Consider the following 24,619-nt stretch of genomic DNA (forward strand, 5'->3'; position numbering starts at 1 on the left):
GGCGCGCAATTACGTGGTCTAAAGATGTAAAGGACGCATTTGCGGATGCCGGCCACAAGATAAACGGTGCTTTTGGCGCCGAATCTGCTGTGGATTTGGTAGCCAAGGCCGTTGAGAAGCGCTGGTTAGAGGTTCATGCGGGAGGTATGGATGCTACCCCAATATTCCGCCCCGTTGACCTTCTCTTTCACGAGTTCATTCGTCGGGTAGAGGTAGTCTTCTACCCCGATGAGACAGGTCGTGAACGAAATCTTGAAGACCTCAGCGACGGGCAGCGCTCGCTTTTCCATCTTGCTATGACCGCAGCAACGTTGGATGTTGAAAGCCAGATCGCTAGCGGCTCAGCCAGCGGAGGGTTTCAGGCTGGAGGCGTTTCGCTACCGAGTCTAACGATCATTGCCGTCGAAGAACCCGAGAACAATCTCGCGCCATTCTATCTGTCTCGTATCGTCCGACAGATTGAAGATCTTACCCGTGATCAACGCGCCCAGGCTTTTATGTCTAGTCACTCAGCGAGTATTCTTGCTCGCGTCGAGCCCATTCAAGTTCGGCATTTCAGGCTTGAGCCACAAGATCGCACCGCGCATGTTCGGGCGATCCAATTGCCTATTGGAGAGGAAGAAGCTGCAAAGTTCGTCCGAGAGGCCGTCCGTACATACCCTGAACTCTACTTTGCCCGCTTTGTTATTCTGGGCGAAGGCAGTTCCGAGGAGGTCGTGCTTCCACGTCTCGCCGAGGCGCTCGATCTTCCAATTGACCGGTCTTTCGTTGCCGTCGTTCCGTTAGGAGGAAGACATGTCAATCATCTTTGGCGACTCTTGTTTGATCTGGCCATACCACATGTGACATTGCTTGACTTGGACTTGGGGCGAACGGGTGGAGGTTGGAGTCGAATCAAATCTGCATGCCTGCAACTCCTGGCCAACAACGTGGCTCCGAAAGCACTGTTTGGCGAAAATCTCAACGCAAAGGGGATTGACAAAAAGATCTCTGATTTCGACACCCAGGCCAAGGGTGATGTAGATTTTGATTACTTGAAGCAGTGGGTTGCGTGGTTGCGACAGTTTGGCATTTATTTCTCTTGGCCCCTTGACCTAGACTTTTCGATGCTAAGGGCCTTTCCTGATGCCTACAAAACCATCGACAGCGAGATGAAAGGCCCCTCTAGCAAAGGTGATCCAACTGAAGCTGTACTGGGAGAGAATGCCGATTCAAAGCTCTACCTAAATCAGGACTCGGATCTTAGATGGTACCGCTATCTTTTTCTTGGTCGTGGAAAGCCGAGCACCCACGTGCGTGTACTTGGCCGACTTGACTCGGGCGTGATTAATAGTGCAATCCCAGAGGAAATTAGGGCACTGCTCGAACATGTAGCCGACAGCGTCAAGTTCCCTCAGCAGACCGAAGAAAACTGCTAACGCCATGGCTCCCATTGCGCCCGAAACATGGAGTCCACGCGGAATCCTTGACCTTGAACCAAACGCGTGGACGGCCCTCCGACGTATCCAAAGCAGCTGTGTCGTCGCCGGCCCTGGTGCAGGAAAATCCGAGTTTTTGGCCCAGCGAGCGTCGTACTTGCTAGAGACCGGCCTATGTATGGAGCCCTACCGAATTCTAGCAATTTCATTTAAATCCGATGCTGCCGAGAATCTGGCTGCTCGTGTCCGCCAACGTTGCGCACCTGGACAAGCACGTCGCTTCGTCTCGCTTACTTTTGACGCATTCACCAAGAACCTACTAGATCGATTTATGCCAGCGGTACCGAATGGCTGGCGGCCGAGTCGTCCCTATGAAGTCACTTTTTCCAATCGTCGCCAAATCGACGATTTCCTTGAGCGAACGCGCCTTGATGCTCCTAGAAAATGGCAGACAGAAGTAGCGGGATTGACCCAGTCCACCTTCGAGTCGCGCGTATTGGGGACGCTCCGGCTGCCAATTCAAGCAACAACTCCAGTTAGCGGAACTGAGTTTGCGATTCAGCGTTGGTGGCAGGAGAACCTTCGCCAGGACACCACTTCGCTGCTTACGTTTGCAATGATTAATCGATTGGCCGAACTCTTGCTTCGAGCGAATCCGCAAATATGTCGCGCATTGCGAACAACATATCCTTTCGTTTTTGTCGACGAATTCCAAGACACTACCTACGCCCAATACGACTTCCTGCTCTCCGCCTTTGGCGACCCACGGATTTCCGTGACTGCGGTTGGTGACGACAAGCAGCGAATCATGGCTTGGGCTGGTGCCCGACCGGACTCGTTCCGGAAGTTCGAGAGCGACTTTCGTGCCAATCGAATCCCGCTTTTGTTCAACTTCAGATCCTCCGAAGGCTTGGTGCGCATTCAACACGTCGTCGCCCAAGCATTGGATTCCGGCACCATTCCTGCTATTGCAAAAGCAGAAAGCAAGGTCGACGGCGATGTTGCACAGGTGTGGAAATGTCCATCCGAGGTAGTCGAGGCTGAGCAGATTGCAAACTGGCTCAAGCAGGACTTGTCTCAGCGGAATACGACAGCTCGAGACTATGCCATTCTCGTGCGCCAAACTGCCGACCGGTTTGAAGATCAGTTTCAGGAGTCGTTTTCAAGTATCGGGCTACGTGTCCGCAATGAGAGCCGCAGCCTTGGACGCACAACCCTGCAGGATCTTCTGGTCGAGGAGTTGACGACTATCGGTATCTCCCTGCTTCGACTGGGAAATAAGCGCAAAGATCCCAAGGCTTGGGAAATCGCCTCGACGGCCATTCTGCGAATACGTGGAGTCGACGTTGATGACGATGCCGATTGCGACCGTGCCGAGAAGAGACTGATCGAATTCCTTCAGACACTTCGAGCGGTTATGCGCATCAATCCACCCGACGAGGCAGTTGCCCAGGACTTGGTGGGGCGAATTTTGGAGTTCCTCAGTCCTGCTGCATTAGCTCGAACATACCTTGAGTACAGCACAGGAGAATCGCTAGCAATCGCGGTCGAGGCATTCCGGATTCATCTTTCTGATTGTGCGGTGGGTGCCGCCGACTGGTCCGTATGTCTCGATCGGTTCGAAGGAGTCGGTGAAATCCCGCTAATGACCGTGCACAAAAGCAAAGGGCTGGAGTACGACACCGTCTTCTTTGTAGGGCTTGACGACAAAATGTGGTGGAGCCACAGCGCCGGAAATCCGGAGGGTATCGCAACGTTTTTTGTGGCTCTGTCACGTGCGAGGCAACGGGCCATCTTTACGTTCTGCCGAGCGCGCGGGGCACGACAGAAAGTCGCCGACCTCTACCAACTCTTGACCGACGCTGGCGTGCCAGAGGTAGCTATTTGACCGTCAACGACACCAAGTTGAGGTATACTGCAGAACAGAGCCCTTACGGGCATGTGAACACACCCCGCGTGTAACTGCTGGGCGGAGATAGTATCAAAGGCTCGGGATATTAATTCTGCCGTTTACGAGATTCGCGACTTGACACTTGTGGTGGGCCTTTCAAACTCGCTCTCCGATTTCGTTCAGCCCCTGACTGGCTGTTCGCCCTGGGGCAATAGAATTAAAGAGGCCTGCTGCGGTTAGATACTCCAGCAGGCGGGCCACACGCTCCAAGCCACATTTCCTATGACGTCTTTCCTCTTCGACGACCACGGCTTCCAGGACGTCCCCAACCGGGAGTCGTCCACGGACCTCACCGCCGCTGACGACCGCACCCTCCGCTGGGCCGCGCCTCCGCTGGACGCGGCGATGCTCGACGCCCTGGTCCGCTACCAGCAGACCTACCTGGCCCAGGCCTCCGGGCAGGGGACGGAGAGCCTGGCCAAGGCCCACACCGAGGCCCTGGCCGCGTCCGGGCTGGACGCCAAGACAGCGGAGCAGGGCGGCGCGCTGCTGCGAGCCTTCGGCGGGCGGCGCTGGGCGGTCCGCAAGCTCCAGGACAAGCTGAGTCAGCTCCAGGGCGGCGCGGCGGACGAGCTCACGGGCCGCATCCAGGACGAGCTAGCCCGGCAGGAGCGCGAAACCAACGCCCTGGCGCGCCGCTACGGCGAGGACGCCCTGGGGCTGCTCCGGGCCCGCGAGGCGGAGCTGGTGGACCTGCACACCCGCCTGACGCACCTGCTCAGCCGGGGATGAAGCCGGGCGGGCGGCTGGTTGCATTCCGCGTCCGGCCATCGGATAAGGGCACGTACTTGCTCAGGGTTCTTCCATGAAGCGCTATTTCATCCACACCTTCGGCTGCCAGATGAACGTCAACGACTCGCTCCGCATGAGCGAGGTGTTGAGCCAGATGTCCTACGCGCCGACGCCGGTGCCGGACAACGCCGACCTCATCATCCTCAACACCTGCTCCATCCGGGAGAAGGCGGAGGACAAGATGCTGTCCGCCCTGGGGCGGTACAAGCCGGTGAAGGCCAGCCGCGGCGCGCTGATTGGCGTGGGCGGGTGCGTGGCGCAGCAGGAGAAGGACAAGCTCCTCAAGAAGGTGCCGTACCTGGACTTCGTCTTCGGCCCCGACAACATCGCGCGCCTGCCGGACATCATCGGCCGGGTGTCCGCGGAGCGGGAGCGGGTGGTGGAGACGGCCTTCGTGAACTCGGAGGAGTACGTCTTCCCGCGCGCCGATCCGGAGACGTCGCGCGGCAAGGTCACCGAGTTCGTCACGGTGATGAAGGGCTGCGACAACGTCTGCTCGTTCTGCATCGTGCCGCACACGCGCGGACGCGAGGTGAGCCGGGCGTTCCCGGACGTGCTCGTCGAGGTGGCGGACCTGGCCAAGGTCGGCGTGCGCGAGGTGACGCTCATCGGCCAGAACGTGAACTCGTACGCGGGCGGCATCTCCTTCGCGCAGCTGCTGCTGCGCACCGCGGAGGTCCCCGGCATCGAGCGCGTGCGCTTCACCACCAGCCACCCGCACGACTTGTCCGACGAGCTGATTGAAGCCTTCCGCGTCCAGCCGAAGATCACCCCGCACTTCCACCTGCCGGTGCAGTGTGGCAGCGACCGCATCCTGAAGATGATGCGCCGCGACTACACGGTGGTGCAGTACCTGGAGCGCCTGGCGAAGCTGCGCGAGGCGCGGCCGGGCATCGCCGTCACCACGGACATCATCGTCGGCTTCCCCGGGGAGACCGAGGAGGAGTTCGAGCTGACGATGCAGCTCACCGAGCAGGTCCGCTACGACAACCAGTTCTCCTTCGTCTACAGCCCGCGACCCAAGACGGGCGCGGCCCTGCGCGAGAAGGACTGGGGCCCGGTGCCGCACGAGGTGAAGATCGCCCGCCTGGAGCGGCTGCAGAAGCTGCAGCGGCGCATCAGCGGCGAAATCACCGCGGCGCTCGTGGGCTCGGAGGTGGAGGTCATGGTGGAGGGGCACTCGCGCTACGACGCCACCAAGCGCTTCGGCCGCACGCCGGAGAACCGCACCGTCAACTTCGAAGGGGACGCCCCCGCGGGCGCCTTCGTGACGGTGAAGGTGGAGCGCGCCACGCCCAACCAGCTCGCGGGCAAGCAGGTGGCCCTGCTCAAGCCCCCCACGGTGGAGCCGCTGCCGGTGCCCCTGGCCGAGGCGCCGTTCCACGTCGTCGCGGAGGCGTAGCCGTATGCCGCTGAGAACGTTCCGAGGGATGTCGCCCCGCGTCCACCCGGGCTGCTTCGTGGACGACTCCGCCCAGCTCGTGGGCGACATCGAGGTGGGGGAGGACTCCTCCATCTGGTTCAACTGCGTGCTGCGCGGGGACGTGAATCCCATCCGCATCGGGAAGCGCACCAACGTGCAGGACCTCTCCCTGGTTCACGTCACCAGCGGCAGGTCCGCCACCACGGTGGGGGACGACGTGACGGTGGGGCACCACGTCATCCTCCATGGGTGCACCATCGGCAACCGGGTGCTGGTGGGCATGGGCGCCACCGTCATGGACGACGCGGAGGTGGGGGACGACTGCATCATCGGCGCGGGGGCCCTGCTGACGCCGGGCACGAAGATTCCCCCGGGCTCATTGGTGGTGGGCTCTCCGGGCCGGGTGAAGCGCCCCATCACCGAGGCGGAGCGTGAGTTCCTCCTGCTGTCCGCCCAGCACTACGTGCTGCTCGCGGCCGAGTACCACACGGACCGCTGAGTCGCTCGCGAGCCTACGCTGGGCGTGTTAGGAGCACATCCATGGCTCTCGTGCCTGCCACAACGCTCAAGGCGTGTCCGCTGTTCAAGGGTTTCACGGACACCGGCATCCAGATTTTCGCCGGGGTCGCCGTCGCGCGGGCGTTCCCCAAGGGAACCGCGCTCTTCGCCGAAGGCAAGACGGGGGAGTCGCTCCTCATCGTGGGGGAGGGCACCGTCCGCCTGAGCGCCAGGAGCGCCGCGGGCGAGGACGTGTCCCTGGGTGAGGTTGGCTCCGGCGAGCCCCTGGGTGAGCTGGCCCTGGTGCAGAAAGGTGAGCGGCTGTGCACAGCCACCGCCGTCACCGACGTGTCGGCCCTGGAGATTCGCGCCGCGGATTTCCAGAAACTCCTGGCCACCAAGCCGCAGGCCTGCGTGAAGCTGCTGATGGGCATCGTCGCGCACTTCGGCCAGAAGGCCCGCGACAACCGGGACATGCTGCGCACGCTGATTCGAAAAGCCCCCGCGGCCTGAGCCGAAGGAGACGCCATTCGGGCGGGCGGTGGTTAAGCTGCTCGGCAGGGCGGCATGGGCCTCCTGGACGATTGGAACCCAGGTGGGCAGGCTGCCCGATGGGGCAGCGCGACGTCGGGACAGTGGGGCGGCGGGAGGCGGCGGTCGAAGAATAAGCAGGGACGCGGGGCGCCGAAGCGGGCCCAGGAGGAGGCCGGGTTTCAGGGATTTTTGGGGGCGATTCCCCGTGTTTGACCCGGAGTTTTGACGACCGAGGCGGGCCCTTCGGGCGTGAACGGACAGGACGACGCGTGCAAGAACTTCTCACCAACCTCCTCGGCGACTCACAGGGCTTCTTCGCCTATGCCACCGTGTTCGGCATCCTGGTGGCCTGCGGTCTGGGTGTTCCTCTCCCGGAGGACATCTCCCTCATCCTCGGGGGCTTCCTGGCCCACAAGGGCGCCGCCAACCTGTCGGTGATGATGGTGGTCGGCTTCGCGGGCATCCTCGTCGGGGACAGCCTCATCTACCTCGCGGGCCGTCGGCTGGGCGGGAAGCTGGGACGTGAGGGCAGCGGTGGCTTCTTCGCCCGCATCGTCACACCCGAGAAACGCGCGAAGGTGGAAGGCCTCTTCGTCAAGCACGGCCAGAAGATCGTCTGCATCGCCCGCTTCATGCCGGGCGTGCGCGCCGTGACGTACTTCACCGCGGGCTCCGTGGGCATGTCCTACTGGCGCTTCATCTTCTGGGATGGCCTGGCGGCGCTGCTGTCCGCGCCCGTGTTCATCTGGCTCGGCTTCCACTTCGGTGGCGAGCTGGACACGCTGATCTCCAAGTTCAAGGATGGGCAGTTCGCCGTCATGGGCGTGCTCGCCGTGGCCGCCATCGGCTACTTCGTGTGGCGCCGCCGGCAGGCCGCGCAGCGCGCCCAGCAGGCCACCGCCACCGTGGAGCCCGTGGCGGTGCCCGCGCTGGTCCACGACGCGGTGGCGGTGCCGCTGCGCCCCCAGGTGTCCAGCACGGGCGACGCCCTGTTCGTCGCGGCGCCGGAGCAGGCCGCCGCCGACAGCTCGCACGAATTGCAGAAATCCTAGGCCTTCATCCACAGGGCGCCGGGGACGACAGCTTCCCCGGCGTCTTCCGTGGTTGCCGGGCTTCCGGGATCAGGGTCAGGATTGAGGGATAGCCTCAACGTTGACCTTCATCTGAGCCCAGCGAATGCCCAAGACTCTTCGTCGTGCCCGTGCCGTGCTCCTGCTCGCCGCCATCGGCACCGCGCAGGCGCAAGCCGTCCCCCCCGAGGCCAAGGCCGCCTCCACGCCCGCCGCCCCCGTGCCGGCGGAGCCTCCAACCGCCGCGCCAGCGGCGCCGGCTGAAGCCGACGCGCCGACCGAAGCCGCAGCGCCGACCGAGGCCGCAGCGCCCACCGAAGCCGCAGCGCCGACTGGAGCACCCACCGAAGCCGCGGCGCCGGCACGCGCTGGCGCCGAGGACGTCCCAGCGGTGAGCCCCGAGGTGCCGCCCGTCGCGCCGAACGGTGGCGCCTTCGCGACGGACACCGGGCTCGTCCCAGAGGGGACGCCGTACCTGCCACCACACATCGAGGACTACGCCAAGGCCCGCGCGCTGGCCGAGGAGACGGAGCGCAGCGCGCCGGCCCTGGTCGTCAGCGGCGGCATCAGCCTGGGTGCGTATCAGGCGGGGTTCATCTCCACGCTGGTCCGGTTCTGGAGCGTCGCGCAGCGAGAAGGCGCGCACGCGGACCTGGGCAACCCGGCGCCACGGGTGTGGACGGGCGCCTCGGCGGGGGCGGTGAACGCGCTGCTCGGCGGACTGGCCTCGTGTGACACGGCGTTCGCCCAGTCCACATGGGCTCCAGAGCAGAGCCTCTTCTGGACCGTGTGGATCGACCAGCTCGACCTGGGGCGGCTGCTCCCCGAAGAGCGGAATGAGCCCGCTCAGGGCACGCACCTCTTCAGCGAGCCGCACATGCAGGACACCCTGCAGCTCATCCTGAAGAAGGCCCAGACGACCCGCTTCAAGGAGGACTGCACCTTCGCCTACGGCATCACCGTGACGAACCTGCGCGGGCGCGAGGTGCCCTTCGGCCAGGGCGGACCTGACTCCCAGTTCAAGCTGAAGCGCGTGACGGAGAAGCTCGTCGTGCAGGTGATGACGCAGGGCGAAGGGAAGCTCACCGCTCGGCTGCCCTTCATGGAGGGCGCGGTGAGCGCGTCGTTCCCCCACATCGGAGTGAAGCCCAAGGAGCTCGCGTACTACCCGGCGCTGGGCGCCCAGCCGACAGGCGACGGCGGCCACGAGGTGTCCCTGGAGAACCTGCTGCTCACCCCGCAGGCCTCCGGAGCCTTTCCGCTGGCGTTCCCGCCGGTCCCCGTCGAGGTCTCCTTCTTCAAGGAGACGCAATGGGGGCCCGTGGAGTCCCTCAAGCTGATTGACGGCGGCGTGCTCAACAACAACCCCGTGGACCTGGCGGTGCGGCTCGGCTCGCGGTGGGTGGAGCGCGGCGAGTCGGGGGAGACGACGCTCAATCGCGAGCGGTTCCCCGTCGTCTACCTGGACCAGGACGCCGTCGGCTGGAACTGGGCGCCACCGCCTGCGCGGCCGAAGCGCTCCCGCAGCCCCCTGGACGAGGCCTACTTCCAGTACCTGGGCAACGTGCTGAGCGCCGCGCGCGACAGCGCCGTGCTCAACACGCTGGAGCACGACATCAATCTGTCGGGCCGCATCCAGATTCCTCGCCGCACGTCCGTGCTCCCGTCGGAGTTCCAGTTCGCGATGATGGGCTTCTACGATCGGCGCTTCCGCGAGCACGACTTCTACCGGGGCATGCAGGACGCCATCCGCTTCCTGTCGACCCAGCTCACCTCGACGCGCGCCGTCGACCTGCTGGTGCCTCGCGTCGACAAGGAGCGCCTGAAGGATCGCGAGCTGCGCGTGCTGAACGTCCTGGGCATCGACTCGCCCGGCTTCCGTTGCGTCGTGGGCAACGACTGCAAGGCGACGCCGCAGCTGGAGCGGCTGCGCCAGGCCACCGATACCCTGACGCAGCAGGCGAAGGCGGGACAGCTCCAGAAGGGACAGGTCGACGACCTGCTCGCCGTGCTGGGCGACGTGGGCTACCAGTACAGCGACGGCGTCATGGAGGGCATCGAAGCCACGGGGACCCGCGAGGACCTCATCCCGGTCCGCCAGCGCGTGGGCACCGCCTTCCACAGCCTCGTCACGCAGCAGAAGGGCAACCTCAAGATTCCACTCCGTCCCGCGGGCTCCGCGTTCCTGGATGAGTGGCTGACCTACTCGAAGCCGCACCACGTCTGGACGCTCAGCGCCATGCGCCAGCGAGGCGTGGGCGTGGGCGTGGAGCTGCCGTTCGGGGCCTACGAGCAAGGCCGCGAGGACTACGCCTACAGCCGCAACGAGTGGCGCTTCGGCGCCGTGTTGTCCGGGCTGGGCGTGCGGGACATGGACCAGCTCGTGCCCAACGACACGCGCATCCGTTGGGCCTCGCTGGGCCTCTACATCGACTGCGTCTCCGACATGGACGGCTTCTCCGGCGCGATTCCGTTCCTGGATTTGGGCCCGTACGTCCGGTGGCGCGCCGGACTGGGCGTGTCCGCCGGATACCTCACCCAGCCCAACGAATGGGCGCTGACGATTCCGGAGGCCCGCCTGGGCGTGGACCTGGCGGAGATGGTGGGCGTGCGCCTCACGGTGCCGGTCTACCTCCTCAAGAAGACGGAGGGAGAGCGGCAGCTCATCAGCGGGACGCCCAAGTACTTCAAGGAACTGGGCCTGGGCGTCGAGTTCCTCCTCACCCGGTGGTGAGCTTCAGCGCGCTCCGGAGCCGGTCCGCCAGCTCGCGGACCCCCGGGGCGCGCAGCACGCTGTAGTGGTCGCCAGACACGGCGTGCTGCTCCAGTCCGGCGCCTACCAGCGCCTTCCACCCACCGTCCTCGGGCAGGCCCTCCGCGCCCTCCGTCGCCTGGAGCCGCAACACCCGGCCCAGGTTCAGCGCGGGCGGCTGGTAGCGGCGGGCGGCCCGGAGGTTGGCCTCGAACACCTGAAGCAGGGCCCGCAGGTGCGCGGGCTCCATTCCCGGCGGCAGGGTGCCCGCGCGCTGGCCGGCGTCCCAGAGCGCCTCCAGTGAGGCCTCGGGCGACTGGGACGCGTCCGGCGGGGCGATGTCCGTGAACCCGATGCCCAGCACGTCGCTCGCGAAGGCGGAGACGACCCGCGCGGCGTCGGGCTCGGGCTCGGCGGCGGTGAGCGCCGCGGGCGTGTAGGCGTCGATGAGCGCCAGCAGGGCCACCGCGTCTCCATGCTCGCGAAGCTGGCGCGCCATCTCATAGGCGATGACGCCGCCCACGGACCAGCCGCCCAGCAGGTAGGGCCCGGCGGGTTGGACCGCGCGGATGGCCTCCACGTAGGCGGCGGCCATCTCCTCCACCGTGCCCAGCGGAGGCGTGCTTCCGTCGAGCCCCTGCGCCTGGAGTCCGTAGAATGGACGCTCCGGTCCCAGCAGCCGGGCCAGCTCCGCGTAGGCCAGGACGTTGCCACCGACAGGGTGCACGCAGAAGAACGGAACCTCCGTTCCACTCCGGCCCGCGTCGAACGGGACCAGCAGTGACGTCTGGCCGGCGTCGTCGCGACGCAGCAAGGCGGCGAGCTGCTCCACCGTGGGCGCCTGGAACAGCGCGGCCAGCGGGAGCGGCCGGTCCAGGGACTCGCGCAGGGCCGAGACGAGCCGCACGGCCAGCAGCGAGTGTCCACCCAGCTCGAAGAAGCTGGAGCGCACGCTGATGGGCTCCAGGCCGAGCACCTGCTCCCACGCACGCACGAGCCGCAGCTCCAGCGCATCGCGAGGCGCAACATGGACCTCCTGGCTCCGAGTGTCCGCGAGCGTGGGGGAGGGCAGGGCCTTGCGGTCGACCTTGCCGCTGGGCGAGAGCGGCAGGGACGCCAGTGACATGAAGGCCGCGGGCACCATGTACTCGGGCAGGCGCTGCTGGAGGTGCTGGCGCAGGGCATCGGCGGTGACCGCGTCGCCCACGACGTAGGCGACGAGCCGCTTGTCGCCGGGCACGTCCTCGCGCGCGAGCACCACGGCGTCCTGGACCCCGTCGTGCGCACGCAAGGCGGTCTCGATTTCGCCCAGCTCGATTCGGAAGCCGCGCAGCTTCACCTGGAAGTCGAGCCGGCCCAGGTACTCCAGCGTGCCGTCATGCCGCCATCGCGCCTTGTCTCCCGTGCGGTAGAGCCGCTCACCGGGCGTCGTCGCGAACGGGTTGGGGACGAAGCGCTCCGCCGTGAGCCGTGGCTGACCCAGGTAGCCCCGAGCCAGCCCGTCTCCCGACAGATAGAGCTCGCCCGCGGTGCCCAGCGGCGCCAACTGCTGCCGCGCATCCAGCACATACGCCCGCGTCCCCGCGAGCGGCTTGCCGATGACGGGGACCGGAATCGGACTGCGCCGCACACGAGAAAACGTCGCGTACACGGTGCTCTCCGTGGGGCCGTAGGCGTTGAACGCCGTCGTCCGCTCCGTGGCCGCCAACTGGCTCCAGAGCGACGAGTCCATGGCTTCACCCGCGCACAGAATCCTCGCGGGGACATGGGGCCGCTCCAGCAGCCCCGCCTGGAGCAGGAGCGCCAGCTGCGCGGGCGTGCAGTCCAGCACGTCCACGCGCTGCTGCTCCAGCCACGCCAGCATCGCCTCCGGGTCCTTTCGCGTCTCTTCGGGTACCAGGCACAGGCAGTGTCCGTCCGCCAGGTGCACGAGCTGCCCCATGCTGACGTCGAAGTAGAGCGGCGCGTTCAGGCTGAAGCGCAGCCCCGGCGCCTGTCCCGGGTGGAAGGCCTGATTCGAGGCCGCGTGAAGCGTGGCCAGCGAGCGGTGCTGAACCATGACGCCCTTGGGCGTGCCCGTGGAGCCGGACGTGTAGATGACGTACGCCAGGTCCTCTCCGCGCACGTTCACCGGGACGTTGTCCGTGGGCAGCGCCGCCAACTTCGAGGCCTCGGTGTCCAGGCACAGCAGGTGCTGGACGCGCGGCTGCCAGGCCTCGGCCAGGCGCTGGACGGTGAGGAGCACGGACGCGTCACTGTCCTTCAGGACGAAGGACTTGCGCTGCGCCGGGGACGCCGGGTCGATGGGGACGAACGCTCCACCCGCCTTGAGCACCGCCAGCACCGCGACGATGGCGTCCGGCGTGCGCTCCAGGCAAAGGCCCACGCGGACCTCCGGACCCACGCCCAGCGTGCGCAGGTGCGCGGCGAGCTGGTTGGCCTTCGCGTTGAGCTGGCCAAACGTCAGCGCATGCGTCCCCAGCGTCACGGCGGGGGCATCGGACGTGTGAGCCGCTTGCTGCTCGAAGCGCGTGTGGAAGGACCCGCCACGCGCGCCGTCCGGTGCGACGCTGTGCCAGTCCACCATCAACTGCTGCTGCTCCGTCTCCGTGTGCAGGGGCAAGGTGGCGATGGCCACCTCCGGTGAGAGCACGGCGCGCTCCAGCAACAACTGGAGGTGGGTGGCCAACCGCTCCGCCGTGGCGCGCTCGAACAGCTCGGTGCTGTAGGCGAGCGCCCCTTCGTACCCGTCCTGGCCACGTGACAGGTCCAGGTTCAGCTCGAACAGCGTCACACCGGAGTCGGCCACGTCCGCGGGACGCACCGCCAGCTTGGGCAGCGCCAGCTCCGGGACCTGGGTGTTCTGGAGCGCGAACATCACCTGGAACAGCGGCGTGCGGCTCAGGTCGCGCGAGGGCTGGAGTTCCTCCACCAGCCGCTCGAAGGGCACGTCCTGGTGCTCGTAGGCCCCCAGCGTGGTGTCCCGCACTTCCGCCAGCAACTGACGGAACGTCGTCGAGGGCGTGACTCGGGCGCGCAGCACCAGCGTGTTGACGAAGAAGCCGATGAGGGGCTCGGTCTCCGCGTGGCGCCGGCCGGCGATGGGCGAGCCCACCAGCACGTCCTCCTGTCCCGAATGACGGGCGAGGACGGCCTGGAAGGCCGCCAGCAACAGCATGAAGGGCGTGACGCCTTCACGCTGAGCCAGCACCTCCAACATCACGGAGAGCTCGTGTGTCAGCCGCACCGGAACCGCCGCGCCGTGGTGGCGCAGCACCGCGGGCCGCGGCTTGTCGGTGTGCAGCTCCAAGGCGTGCGGCGCGCCCGCCAGTTGCGTCTTCCACCAGCCGAGCTGCTCCTTCAGCGTCTCGCCCTGGAGCCAGCCCCGCTGCCACACCGCGTAGTCGGCGTACTGCACCGGGAGCTCGGGCAGGGTGGCGGACGTCCCCGTCAGGAAGGCCTCGTAGAGCGTCGTCACCTCGCGGACCAGCACGCCCATGGACCAGCCGTCCGAGACGATGTGGTGCAGGCACAGCAACAGGACGTGCTCGGACGGCTCCAGCTTCAGCAGCGTGACGCGCAGCAGCGGCCCGTCGGAGAGATTGAACGGCTGCCGCGCATTCCGGGTGGCGCGCGTCAACGCCTCCGCTTCCCGCTGCGCCCGGTCCGGGAGGCCCGAGAGGTCCACCACCTCCAGCACCGTGGCCCGCGGTGGGTGGATGACCTGCCGGGGCTCGCCCGCCGTGGACTGGAACGTGGTGCGGAGGGCTTCGTGCCGCTCCACCATGGCGCTCACGGCGCGCTGCAGGGCCTCGACGTCGAGCACCCCCGACAGCCGCAGCGCGGACGGCATGTTGTAGGACACGTCTCCCGGCTTGAGCTGGTCCAGGAACCACAGCCGCTGCTGCGCGAAGGAGAGCGGCACCACTCCGTCCCTCCCGGCGCGCGTCAAGGGCGGGAGCCGGGGGGCGGACGTCGCGGACGCCAGTTGCTCGGCGAGGGCCGCCACGGTGGGGTGCTTGAAGAACGCGCGCAGGTTGAGCTCGACATCGAAGGCGTCGCGGATGCGGGCCACGACCTGGGTGGCCAGCAGGGAGTGGCCGCCCAGCTCGAAGAAGTTGTCGCGGCGCCCCACGGTGGGGATGCGCAGCAGCGCCTTCCAGATCTCCGCCAGCCGGGCCTCGGTGGGCGTCGCGGGTGGCTCGGCGTCGCGCGTGAGCGCGAGCTGGGAGGCCTCTGGTGCCGGCAGCGCCTTGCGGTCCACCTTGCCGGTGGACGTCAACGGCAGGGTGGCCAGTCGCACGAAGGCCGAAGGCACCATGTACTCGGGCAGGCGCTGCAGGAGGTGCTCGCGCAGTGTCTCGGCGGTGACCGAGTCGCCCGCGACGTAGGCCACGAGCCGCTTGTCGCCGGGCACGTCCTCACGCGCCAGCACCACGGCGTCCTGGACCCCGTCGTGCGCACGCAAGGCGGTCTCGACTTCGCCCAGCTCGATGCGGAAGCCGCGCAGCTTCACCTGGAAGTCGAGCCGGCCCAGGTACTCCAGCGTGCCGTCATGCCGCCATCGCGCCTTGTCTCCCGTGCGGTAAAGCCGCTCGCCGGGCGTCGTCGCGAACGGGTTGGGGACGAAGCGCTCCGCCGTGAGCCGTGGCTGACCCAGGTAGCCCCGAGCCAGCCCGGCTCCCGCCAGATAGAGCTCGCCCGCGGCGCCCAGCGGCGCCAGCTGCTGCCGCGCATCCAGCACATACGCCCGCGTCCCCGCGAGCGGCTTGCCGATGACAGGGACCGAACTCGGACTGCGCTGCACACGCGAGAACGTCGCGTACACGGTGCTCTCCGTAGGGCCGTAGGCGTTGAACGCCGTTGTCCGCTCCGTGGTCGCCAACTGGCTCCAGAGCGACGGGTCCATGGCTTCACCCGCGCACAGAATCCTCGCGGGGACGCGGGGCCGCTCCAGCAGCCCCGCCTGGAGCAGGAGCGTCAGCTGCGCGGGCGTGCAGTCCAGCACGTCCACGCGCTGCTGCTCCAGCCACGCCAGCATCGCCTCCGGGTCCTTTCGCGTCTCTTCGGGCACCAGGCACAGGCAGTGTCCGTCCGCCAGATGAACGAGCTGCCCCATGCTGACGTCGAAGTAGAGCGGCGCGTTCAGGCTGAAGCGCAGCCCCGGCGCCTGCCCCGGGTGGAAGGCCTGATTCGAGGCCGAATGCAGCGAGGCCAGCGAGTGGTGCTGCACCATGACGCCCTTGGGCGTGCCCGTGGAGCCCGATGTGTAGATGACGTACGCCAGGTCCTCTCCGCGCACGTTCACCGGGACGTTGTCCGTGGGCAGCGCTGCCAACTTCGACGCCTCGGTGTCCAGGCACAGCAGGTGCTGGACGCGCGGCTGCCACGCCTCGGCCAGGTGCTGGACGGTGAGGAGCACGGACGCGTCACTGTCCTGCAGGACGAAGGACTTGCGCTGCGCCGGGGACGCCGGGTCGATGGGGACGAAGGCCCCGCCGGCCTTGAGCACCGCCAGCACCGCGATGATGGCGTCCGGCGTGCGCTCCAGGCACAGCCCCACGCGGACCTCCGGGCCCACGCCCAGCGTGCGCAGGTGCGCGGCGAGCTGGTTGGCCCTCTCGTTGAGCTGGGTGAATGACAGCACCTGCTCACCCAGCGCCACGGCGGGGGCGTTCGGGGTGCGCCCCACTTGCTGCTCGAAGCGCGTGAGGAAGAGCCCGCCACCCGGCGCGTCGGACGCGGTGTCGTTCCACTCCATCATCAACCGCCGCTCCACCTCCGTGTGGAGGGGCAGCGTGGAGACCGGGACGTCCGGCGCGGCCACGGCGCCTTCGAGCACCATCTCGAAGTGCGCCACCAGTTGCTCCGCCGTGGCGGGCTCGAACAGCTCCGTGCTGTAGATGAGCGCGCCCTGGTAGCCGTCATGGCCACGTGACACCGCCAGCTCCAGCTCGAACCGGCTCACGCCGTGGGCCGGCTCCAGCTCTCGCAGAGTGAGCTCCGGGAGGGCGAACTCGCCGGCCGGGGTGTTCTGGAGCGCGAACATCACCTGGAACAGCGGCGTGCGGCTCAAGTCTCGCGAGGGCTGGAGTTCCTCCACCAGCCGCTCGAAGGGCACGTCCTGGTGCTCGTAGGCGCCCAGGGTGGTGTCGCGCACTTGCGCCAGCAACTGGCGGAAGGTCGTCTCCGGGGAGATGCGCGCGCGCAGCACCAGCGTGTTGACGAAGAAGCCGATGAGGGGCTCGGTCTGCGCCTGACGGCGTCCGGCGATGGGCGAGCCCACCAGCACGTCATCCTGCCCGGAATGCCGGGCGAGGACGGCCTGGAGGGCCGCCAGCAACAGCATGAAGGGCGTGACGCCTTCACGCTGGGCCAGGGCCTCCAGCGAGTGACTGAGCGCGAGCGGGAGCTGCACCGGCACTCCGGCGCCTTGGTGATTCAGCACCGCGGGCCGGGGCTTGTCGGTGGGCACCTCCAGCGCGTGCGGCGCGCCGGCCAGCAACTCCTTCCACCAGTCCAGGTGATGCGTCAGCGTCTCGCCCTGCATCCACCCGCGCTGCCAGACGGCGTAGTCGGCGTACTGCACGGGGAGCTCGGGCAGGGTGACGCGCTGGCCGCGCCGGAAGGCCTCGTAGAACGCGGCCACTTCGCGGATGAGCACGCCCATGGACCAGCCGTCCGAGACGATGTGGTGCATGCACAGCAGCAGCACATGCTCGGTGGGAGCGAGCTTCAGCAAGGTGACGCGGAGCAGCGGCCCCGTGGCCAGGTCGAAGGGCCGCTGTGCGTCATGCGTGGCGTGCTTCAGCGCCTCCGCCTCCCGGTGCGCCCGCCCGTGGAGCGCCGAGAGGTCCACCGTGGTCATCGGCAGCGCGCGCGGTGGATGGACGACTTGACGAGGCTCCCCCGCCTCGGCCTGGAACGTGGTGCGGAGCGCCTCGTGCCGCTCCACCAGGGCATCCACGGCGCGCCGCAGGGCCTCGACGTCCAGGGCGCCGGACAACTGGAGCGCGGACGGCATGTTGTAGGACACGTCTCCTGGTTGGAGCTGGTCCAGGAACCACAGGCGCTGCTGCGCGAAGGACAGCGGCGCCGGACCGTCGCCCTGGGCGCGCGTGAGCGGTGGCAGGCGGGTGGCGGACGCGGCGGAGGACAGACGCGCCGCGAGCCCCGCCACGGTGGGCGCCTCGAAGAAGGCGCGCAGGCTCAACTCCACGTCGAAGTCGGCGCGGATACGGGCCACCACGCGCGTGGCCAGCAGGGAGTGGCCCCCCAGCTCGAAGAAGTTGTCGCGCCGTCCCACGGTGGGGATTCGCAACAGCTCCCGCCAGAGCTCCGCCAGCCGGGCCTCCAGGGGCGTCGCGGGCGGCTCGGTGTCACGGGTGAGCGCCAGCTGCGAGGCCTCCGGCGCCGGAAGGGCCCTCCGGTCCACCTTGCCACTGGGCGTCAGGGGCAGGGCGGTCAGCGGCACGAAGGCCGCTGGCACCAGGTACTCCGGGAGGCCCTGGCGCAGGTGCTCGCGGAGGGCGGACGCATCCACCGTCGCCGCTCCCGGTCCGGACGACGGTACGACGTAGGCCACCAGCCGCTTGTCGCCAGCGACGTCTTCGCGGACCTGCACCACGGCGTCGTGGACCGCCGGGTGCGCGCGCAGGGCGGCTTCAATCTCGCCGGGCTCGATGCGGACGCCGCGGACCTTCACCTGCGTGTCGCCGCGGCCCAGGTACTCCAGGTTCCCGTCCCGGCGCCACCGGGCCAGGTCGCCGGTCCGGTACAGGCGCTCGCCCTCCACGAAGGGCGAAGGCACGAAGCGCTCCGCCGTCAGGTCCGGCCTGCCCAGGTAGCCTCGGGCCACGCCAACGCCGCCGATGAACAGCTCCCCGGGCACGCCTGGGGGGACGGGCTCCAGCTCGCGATCCAACACGTACAGCCGCACGTTCGTCAGGGCCCGACCAATGGGGACCTCGCGCTCGGTTCCCTCGGCCTGCCGGGCGCCGGTGGACGACAGGTCCACGGACGTAGCCACCGCCGTCACTTCGGTGAGTCCGTACGTGTTCAGCAGCGGCACTGTGGCGCCGACGCTCCGATGCCACTGGGCGACCCGCTCCGGCGCCACGCGCTCGCCGCCAGTCACCACCCACTTCAGTCCCTGGGGGAGGCGGGCGGCGCCGGCCTCGAGGCGCGCCGTCACGTCATGCCAGAACGCCGTGGGCAGGTTGAGCTGCGTCACCCCCGCCGCTTCGCACTTCGCCAGGAACGCGCCGGGCTCGTCGAGCATGTCCGGCGTCCGGAGCACCAGCGTCCCGCCGCTCGTGAGGCACGGGTAGATTTCCTCCGCGCTGGTGTCCCAGCTGATGGAGGCGAACTGGAGCACCCGGTCTCCCGGCGCCACCGGGAAGGCCGCCCACGCCGCGCGGGTGAAGTTCACCAGTGACTGGTGCTGGACGACCACGCCCTTGGGTCGGCCCGTGGAGCCGGACGTGTAGAGCACGTACGCCGAGGCCTCCGGGGGCACCGGGACCGAAGGCGCTTGAATCACATCGGTAGAAGGCTGCACCTCCGCGTCCAACCAGACGCGGCCCTCCGCCTCTCCCAGGCGCTCCCGGAGCGCCGCGCGCGCCACGATGACCTGGGCGCCGCTGTCCTCCAGCATGAAGCGCAGGCGCTCCGCCGGGTACTCCGCGTCCAGCGGCACATACGCGCCGCCGGCCTTGAGCACGCCCAGCAACGCGACCAGCAGCTCCACCGAGCGCTCCACGCACACGGCGACGCGGCGCTCCAGCCCCACGCCCGCCGCGCGCAGGCGCAGGGCGAGCGCATTCGCCCGCGCGTCCAGCTCCCGGTACGTCACCGACTCGGCGCCCGCCACCACTGCCAGCGCGCTGGGCGTGCGCGCCACCTGCGCCTCGAAGAGCGCGTGGATGCGCGCGTCCTCCGGCAGCACCTCCCGGGCGCCGCTCGAGCTGTCGAGCAGGGCCTGACGCTCCTCGGGCACCATCATCGGCAGCGCGGCCACACGCTCATCTGGCCGGGCGAGGAGGCCCTCCAGGAGCCGCAGGTAGTGCGCCGCCAGCCGCCCGGCCGTGTCGGCTTCATACAGGTCGGTGCTGTAGTTGAGCGCCCCGCGGAAGCCGTCCGCGCCGCGGAACAGGTCCAGGCTCAGCTCGAACAGGGCCACGCCCGTGTCCTCGCCGGCGGCCGGCCTCACCGTCAGGCCGGGCAAGACGAGCTCGGGGAGGGGCGCGTTCTGCAAGGTGAACAGCGTCTGGAAGAGCGGGGTGCGGCTCGTATCGCGGTCAACCTGGAGCTCCTCCACCAACCGCTCGACAGGGAGGTCCTGGTGCTCATACGCGCCCAGGGTGGTGTCGCGCACTTGCGCCAGCAACTGGCGGAACGTCAACCCCCGGCTGAAGCGCGCGCGCAGCACCAGCGTGTTCACGAAGAAGCCGATGAGCCCCTCCGTCTGCGCGTGGTGCCGTCCGGCGATGGGCGAGCCCACCAGCACGTCGTCCTGTCCCGAGGACCGGTTCAGCAGCACCTGGTACGCCGCCAGCAGCACCATGAAGGGGGTGACCGCCTCACGGTGGGCCAGCGTCTCCACGGCCTGGCTGAGCGCCAGGGACAGCCGCACCGGCACGGACGCGCCCCGGTTGCCGAGGAACGCCGGGCGCGGCTTGTCGGTGGGCAGCTCCAGCGCATGCGGAGCCCCGGCGAGCTGCTCCCTCCAGAAGCCGAACTGCTGCTTCAGCGCGTCACCCTGGAGCCAGCCGCGCTGCCACACCGCGTAGTCGGCGTACTGCACGGGAAGCTCGGGCAGCGTGAAGGGCTGGCCGGCATGGAAGGCGCCGTAGAGCGTGGTCACCTCGCGGACCAGCACGCCCATGGACCAGCCATCCGAGATGATGTGGTGCATGCACAGCAGCAGCACGTGCTCGGCCGGCTCCAGCTTCAGCAGCGTGACGCGCAGCAGCGGGCCCGTGGTCAGGTCGAACGGACGGCGGGCATCGGCGGTGACGCGCTTCAGCGCCTCGGCCTCCCGCCGCGCCTGGTCCTGGATGCCGGAGAGGTCCACCGCGTCCACCGTCACGGCGTGCGGCGGGTGGATGACCTGGCGGGGCGCGCCATCCTCGGTCTGGAAGGTGGTGCGGAGCGACTCGTGGCGGCGGACCATCTCGTCCACGGCCCGCTGCAAGGCGGCCCCGTCCGAGGTCCCCGACAGGCGCAGCGCCGTCGGCATGTTGTAGGACGCGTTGCCCGGCTGGAGCTGCTCCAGGAACCACAGCCGCTGCTGCGCGAAGGACAGCGGCACCGGCCCGTCCCCCCGAGCCTGTGTCAGGGCCGGGAGCTGGGGACCGGAGGAGGCGGACGACAGCCGCTCCGCGAGCGCGGCCACGGTGGGCGCCGCGAAGAACGCGCGCAGGTTGAGGTCCACGTCGAAGTCGGCGCGGAGGCGGGCCACGACCTGGGTGGCCAGCAGGGAGTGGCCGCCCAGCTCGAAGAAGTTGTCGCGGCGGCCCACCACGGGGACGCGCAGCAGCTCCTTCCAAATCTCCGCCAGCCGGGCCTCCAGGGGCGTCGCGGGCGGCTCGACCTCGCGTTTGACGGCCAGGTTGGAGACGTCAGGGACAGGCAGCGCCTTCCGGTCCACCTTGCCAGTGGCGGTCAGGGGCAGGGTGCCCATCAGCACGAAGGCGGACGGCACCATGTACTCCGGCAGCCGCTCCTGCGCGTGCTGACGCAGCTGCTCCGCGCTCACGGGGGCTTCGGGGTCGACGACGACGACCACGTAGGCCACGAGCCGCTTGTCGCCGGGCACGTCCTCGCGCGCCAGCACCACGGCCTCCTGGACCTTGTCGTGGGTCCGCAGCACGGCTTCGATTTCGCCCAGCTCGATTCGGAAGCCGCGCAGCTTCACCTGGAAGTCGAGCCGGCCCAGGTACTCCAGCGTGCCGTCATGCCGCCACCGCGCCTTGTCTCCCGTGCGGTAGAGCCGGGCACCCGGCGTTCCACTGAAGGCATCCGGGATGAAGCGCTCCGCCGTCAGTTGAGGCTGTCCCAGGTACCCGCGGGCCAGACCGTCTCCCGACAGGTAGAGCTCGCCCGCGATGCCCGCCGGCGCCATCCGCAGCCGCGCATCCAGCACGTACGCACGCGTACCCTGGATGGGCCGCCCGATGACGGGCACGGGCGCGGAGCTGTTCCGGACCGACGCCGTGGTGGCGCAGACCGTGCTCTCCGTGGGGCCATACGCATTGAAGGCCGTCGTGCGGTCCGTGCTCGCCAACTGCTTCCAGAGCGAGGGCGCCATGGCCTCGCCCGCGCACACGATGCGCGAGGGCACCTGGGCCTGCTCCAGCAGCCCCGCCTGGAGCAGGAGCGTCAACTGCGCCGGCGTGCAGTCCAGCACGTCCACGCGCTGCTGCCCCAGCCACGCCAGCATGGCCTCCGGGTCCTTCCGCGTCTCCTCCGGCACCAGGCACAGGCAGTGTCCGTCCGCCAGATGGGCGAGCGGTTCGAGCGCGCCGTCGAAGTGGAGCGGGGCGTTGAGGCTGACCCGCTGCCGTGGGGCGCCCACCGCCTGGAACGCCTGCGCCGTTCCGTCGTGCATCGCGAGCAACGAGCGGTGCTGCACCATGACGCCCTTGGGCGTGCCCGTGGACCCAGACGTGTAGATGACGTACGCGAGGTTCTCTTCGCGCACGTTCACCACGACGTTCCGCGTGGGCAGTGACGCCAGCTTCGAGGCCTCGGTGTCCAGGCACACCAGGTTTCGAACCTGGGGCTGCCAGGCGTCGGCCAGGTGCCGGAGCGTGAGCAGGACGGACGCGTGACTGTCCTTCAGGACGAAGGACTTGCGCTGCGCCGGGGACGCAGAGTCGATGGGGACGAAGGCCCCGCCGGCCTTGAGCACCGCCAGCACCGCGACGATGGCGTCCGGCGTGCGCTCCAGGCACAGCCCCACGCGAACCTCGGGGCCCACGCCCAGCGTGCGCAGGTGCGCGGCGAGCTGATTGGCTCGCGTGTTGAGCTGGGCATACGTCAGGACCTGGTCCTCCAGCGTCACCGCGGGAGCATCGGGCGTCCGGGCGGCCTGTTCCTCGACGCGGGCGTGAAAGGTCGCCTCGCGGGGACCGTCCAGCACGTCCAACGGCTGCGACGCCTCCTCCTTTTCGAGCGGCAGCGCGGAGACAGGGGTGTCCGGCGACGTCACGGCCTCTTCGAGCAGGACCTGGAGGTGCGCCACCAGCCGCTCCGCCGTGGCGGATTCGAACAGGTCGGTGCTGTAGACGAGCCCGCCCAGGTAGCCCTCGGCCGCGCGGGACAGGACCAGCTCCAGCTCGAAGCGGCTGACGGTGTGCTTCGACTCGAAGCCTCGGAGGGACAGGTCCGGGAGCGTCAGCTCGGGGACCGGCGTGTTCTGCAGGGCGAACATCACCTGGAACAGCGGCGTGCGGCCCTCCTCGCGAGCGGGCCGGAGTTCCTCCACCAGCCGCTCGACGGGGAGGTCCTGGTGCTCGTATGCGCCCAGCGTGGTGTCACGCACCTGGGCCAGCAGCGCCCGGAACGTCGTCTCCTCACCGATGCGCGCGCGCAGCACCAGCGTGTTGACGAAGAAGCCGATGAGCCCCTCCGTCTGCGCGTGACGACGGCCGGCGATGGGCGAGCCCACCAGCACGTCCTCCTGTCCGGAGTACCGGTTCAGCAGCACCTGGAAGGCAGAGAGCAACACCATGAAGGGCGTTGCCCGCTCCTTGAGCGCGAGCGCGTCCACGGCGTCGCTCAGGGCCGCCGGCAGTTGGATGGGCGTGTTGGCGCCCTGGAAGGACGGCTGCTCCGGCCTCGGCTTGTCGGTGGGGAGCTCCAGGTACGGCGGCGCGTCCGCGAGCATCCCGCGCCAGTAGTCGAGCTGCGCTTCCAGGACCCGGCCCTGGAGCCAACTGCGCTGCCACGCCGCGAAGTCCGCGTACTGGAACGGGAGCGCGGGCAGGGGAGACGGCTGGCCCTGCCTGAACGCGGCATAGAGCGCCGCCATCTCCCGGACCATCACTCCGTTGGACCAGCCGTCGGTGACGATGTGGTGCATGTTGACCACCAGCACGTGCTCCGTCGCCGACTGCTTCATCAGGATGCCGCGGACCACCGGGCCCTTCTCCAGGTCGAAGGGGCGCTGGACCTCTTCCTGGACCCGGCGCAGCGTCTCCGCTTCACGGAGGTGGGCGCTGGCCGCACCCGACAGGTCCAGGACCTGGAGGGGGACCTGGGCAGGCGGGTGGATGACCTGGACGGCTGAGTCGCCTTCCATGCGGAACGTCGTCCGCAGCACTTCGTGGCGGGCGACCAGGGTGTCGAAGCTTCGCTGGAGCGCGGGCAGGTTCAGCACGCCCGTGAGCTGGAGCGCCAGCGGGTGGTTGTAGGCGCTGCTGCCGGATTCACTCCACTGGCTGACGACCCACAGCCGCTGCTGGGAGAAGGACAGGGGCAGCGATGCGCGCCGGTCCGCGTGGGTCAGGGCCGGCACCGCGGTCGCGGGCTGCGTGGGCGCGTTCTTCTGGCCGTCCAGGTACGCCGCGAGTCCGGCGACCGTGGGGGACTCGAAGAAGGCGCGCAGCGGGAGCTCGATGCCGAACCGCGTCCGCACGCGCACCACCACCTGGGTGGCCAGCAGGGAGTGGCCACCCAGCTCGAAGAACCCATCGTTGACGCCGACCCGGCCGACGCTGAGCACCTGGGCGAAGAGCTCGGCCAGGGTTTCCTCCGTCGGCGTGCGCGGCGCCACGTAGAGTCCTCGCTGGACCGTGGGCGCCTCGGGGGCGGGGAGGGCCTTGCGGTCCACCTTTCCGCTGGGCGTCAGCGGCAGGACGCCCAGGTGAACGAAGGTCGAAGGCACCATGTGCTGAGGGAGCTGCTTGAGCAGGTGCGCTCGCAGTGTCTCGGCCTCCAGCGGCGCCGAGTCACCCGTGACGTAGGCCACGAGACGTGCGTCCCCTTGCGTCTCCTCGCGCACCACGGCGACGGCGTCGCGCACGCTGGGATGCGTGCGCAGCGCGGCCTCGACTTCACCCAGCTCGATGCGGAAGCCGCGCAGCTTCACCTGGAAGTCGGCCCGGCCCAGGTACTCCAGCGTGCCGTCCGGCAGCCACCGCGCCACGTCTCCGGTGCGGTACAGGCGCGCCCCCG

At 68.4% G+C, this 24,619-nt stretch carries 9 protein-coding genes; 8 read left to right on the top strand and 1 reads right to left on the bottom strand.

Going from position 1 to position 24,619, the window contains the following annotated elements; translation table 11 throughout:
- The 8 genes from G4D87_RS09790 to G4D87_RS09825 form a co-directional block, all read left to right on the top strand.
- A partial coding sequence (locus tag G4D87_RS09790; RefSeq protein ID WP_163781223.1) for an ATP-dependent nuclease occupies positions 1–1,418 on the top strand: 1,418 nt, incomplete at its 5' end.
- Between the two features lie 4 nt (positions 1,419–1,422).
- Positions 1,423–3,306 (top strand): UvrD-helicase domain-containing protein, encoded by a 1,884-nt coding sequence (locus G4D87_RS09795; RefSeq protein ID WP_163781225.1) that lies wholly within the window; start codon positions 1,423–1,425, stop codon positions 3,304–3,306.
- Positions 3,307–3,591: 285 nt separating this feature from the next.
- Positions 3,592–4,101: a hypothetical protein gene (locus tag G4D87_RS09800; RefSeq protein WP_163781227.1), complete on the top strand. Its 510-nt coding sequence runs from the start codon at positions 3,592–3,594 to the stop codon at positions 4,099–4,101.
- Positions 4,102–4,174: 73 nt separating this feature from the next.
- Positions 4,175–5,563 (top strand): tRNA (N6-isopentenyl adenosine(37)-C2)-methylthiotransferase MiaB, encoded by a 1,389-nt coding sequence (gene miaB / locus G4D87_RS09805; RefSeq protein WP_163781229.1) that lies wholly within the window; start codon positions 4,175–4,177, stop codon positions 5,561–5,563.
- Between the two features lie 4 nt (positions 5,564–5,567).
- The gene (locus tag G4D87_RS09810; protein WP_163781232.1) at positions 5,568–6,083 is read left to right on the top strand and encodes a gamma carbonic anhydrase family protein; all 516 of its coding nucleotides are present in this window, start codon (positions 5,568–5,570) and stop codon (positions 6,081–6,083) included.
- Positions 6,084–6,124: 41 nt separating this feature from the next.
- Positions 6,125–6,595 carry a Crp/Fnr family transcriptional regulator gene (locus tag G4D87_RS09815; protein WP_163781234.1) on the top strand — a complete coding sequence of 157 codons (471 nt, stop codon included), beginning with the start codon at positions 6,125–6,127 and terminating at the stop codon, positions 6,593–6,595.
- A gap of 290 nt (positions 6,596–6,885) precedes the next feature.
- Positions 6,886–7,668, top strand: a complete 783-nt coding sequence (locus tag G4D87_RS09820) for a DedA family protein (protein WP_163781236.1) — start codon at positions 6,886–6,888, stop codon at positions 7,666–7,668.
- Between the two features lie 124 nt (positions 7,669–7,792).
- Positions 7,793–10,420 (top strand): patatin-like phospholipase family protein, encoded by a 2,628-nt coding sequence (locus G4D87_RS09825; protein WP_163781238.1) that lies wholly within the window; start codon positions 7,793–7,795, stop codon positions 10,418–10,420.
- Here G4D87_RS09825 and G4D87_RS09830 read toward each other — a convergent pair.
- Positions 10,407–24,619: non-ribosomal peptide synthetase (locus G4D87_RS09830; protein WP_163781240.1), on the bottom strand; the 14,213-nt coding region annotated here is incomplete at its 5' end. The genes G4D87_RS09825 and G4D87_RS09830 overlap by 14 nt on opposite strands.

The sequence above is a fragment of the Myxococcus vastator genome, assembly GCF_010894475.1.
Classification (GTDB): Bacteria; Myxococcota; Myxococcia; order Myxococcales; family Myxococcaceae; genus Myxococcus; species Myxococcus vastator.

Excerpts from the sequence above, each read along its gene's own strand:
- G4D87_RS09810 (WP_163781232.1), top strand. The coding sequence starts at position 5,568 with ATGCCGCTGAGAACGTTCCGAGGGATGTCGCCCCGCGTCCACCCGGGC.
- miaB (WP_163781229.1), top strand. The coding sequence starts at position 4,175 with ATGAAGCGCTATTTCATCCACACCTTCGGCTGCCAGATGAACGTCAAC.
- G4D87_RS09795 (WP_163781225.1), top strand. The coding sequence starts at position 1,423 with ATGGCTCCCATTGCGCCCGAAACATGGAGTCCACGCGGAATCCTTGAC.
- G4D87_RS09800 (WP_163781227.1), top strand. The coding sequence starts at position 3,592 with ATGACGTCTTTCCTCTTCGACGACCACGGCTTCCAGGACGTCCCCAAC.
- G4D87_RS09815 (WP_163781234.1), top strand. The coding sequence starts at position 6,125 with ATGGCTCTCGTGCCTGCCACAACGCTCAAGGCGTGTCCGCTGTTCAAG.
- G4D87_RS09825 (WP_163781238.1), top strand. The coding sequence starts at position 7,793 with ATGCCCAAGACTCTTCGTCGTGCCCGTGCCGTGCTCCTGCTCGCCGCC.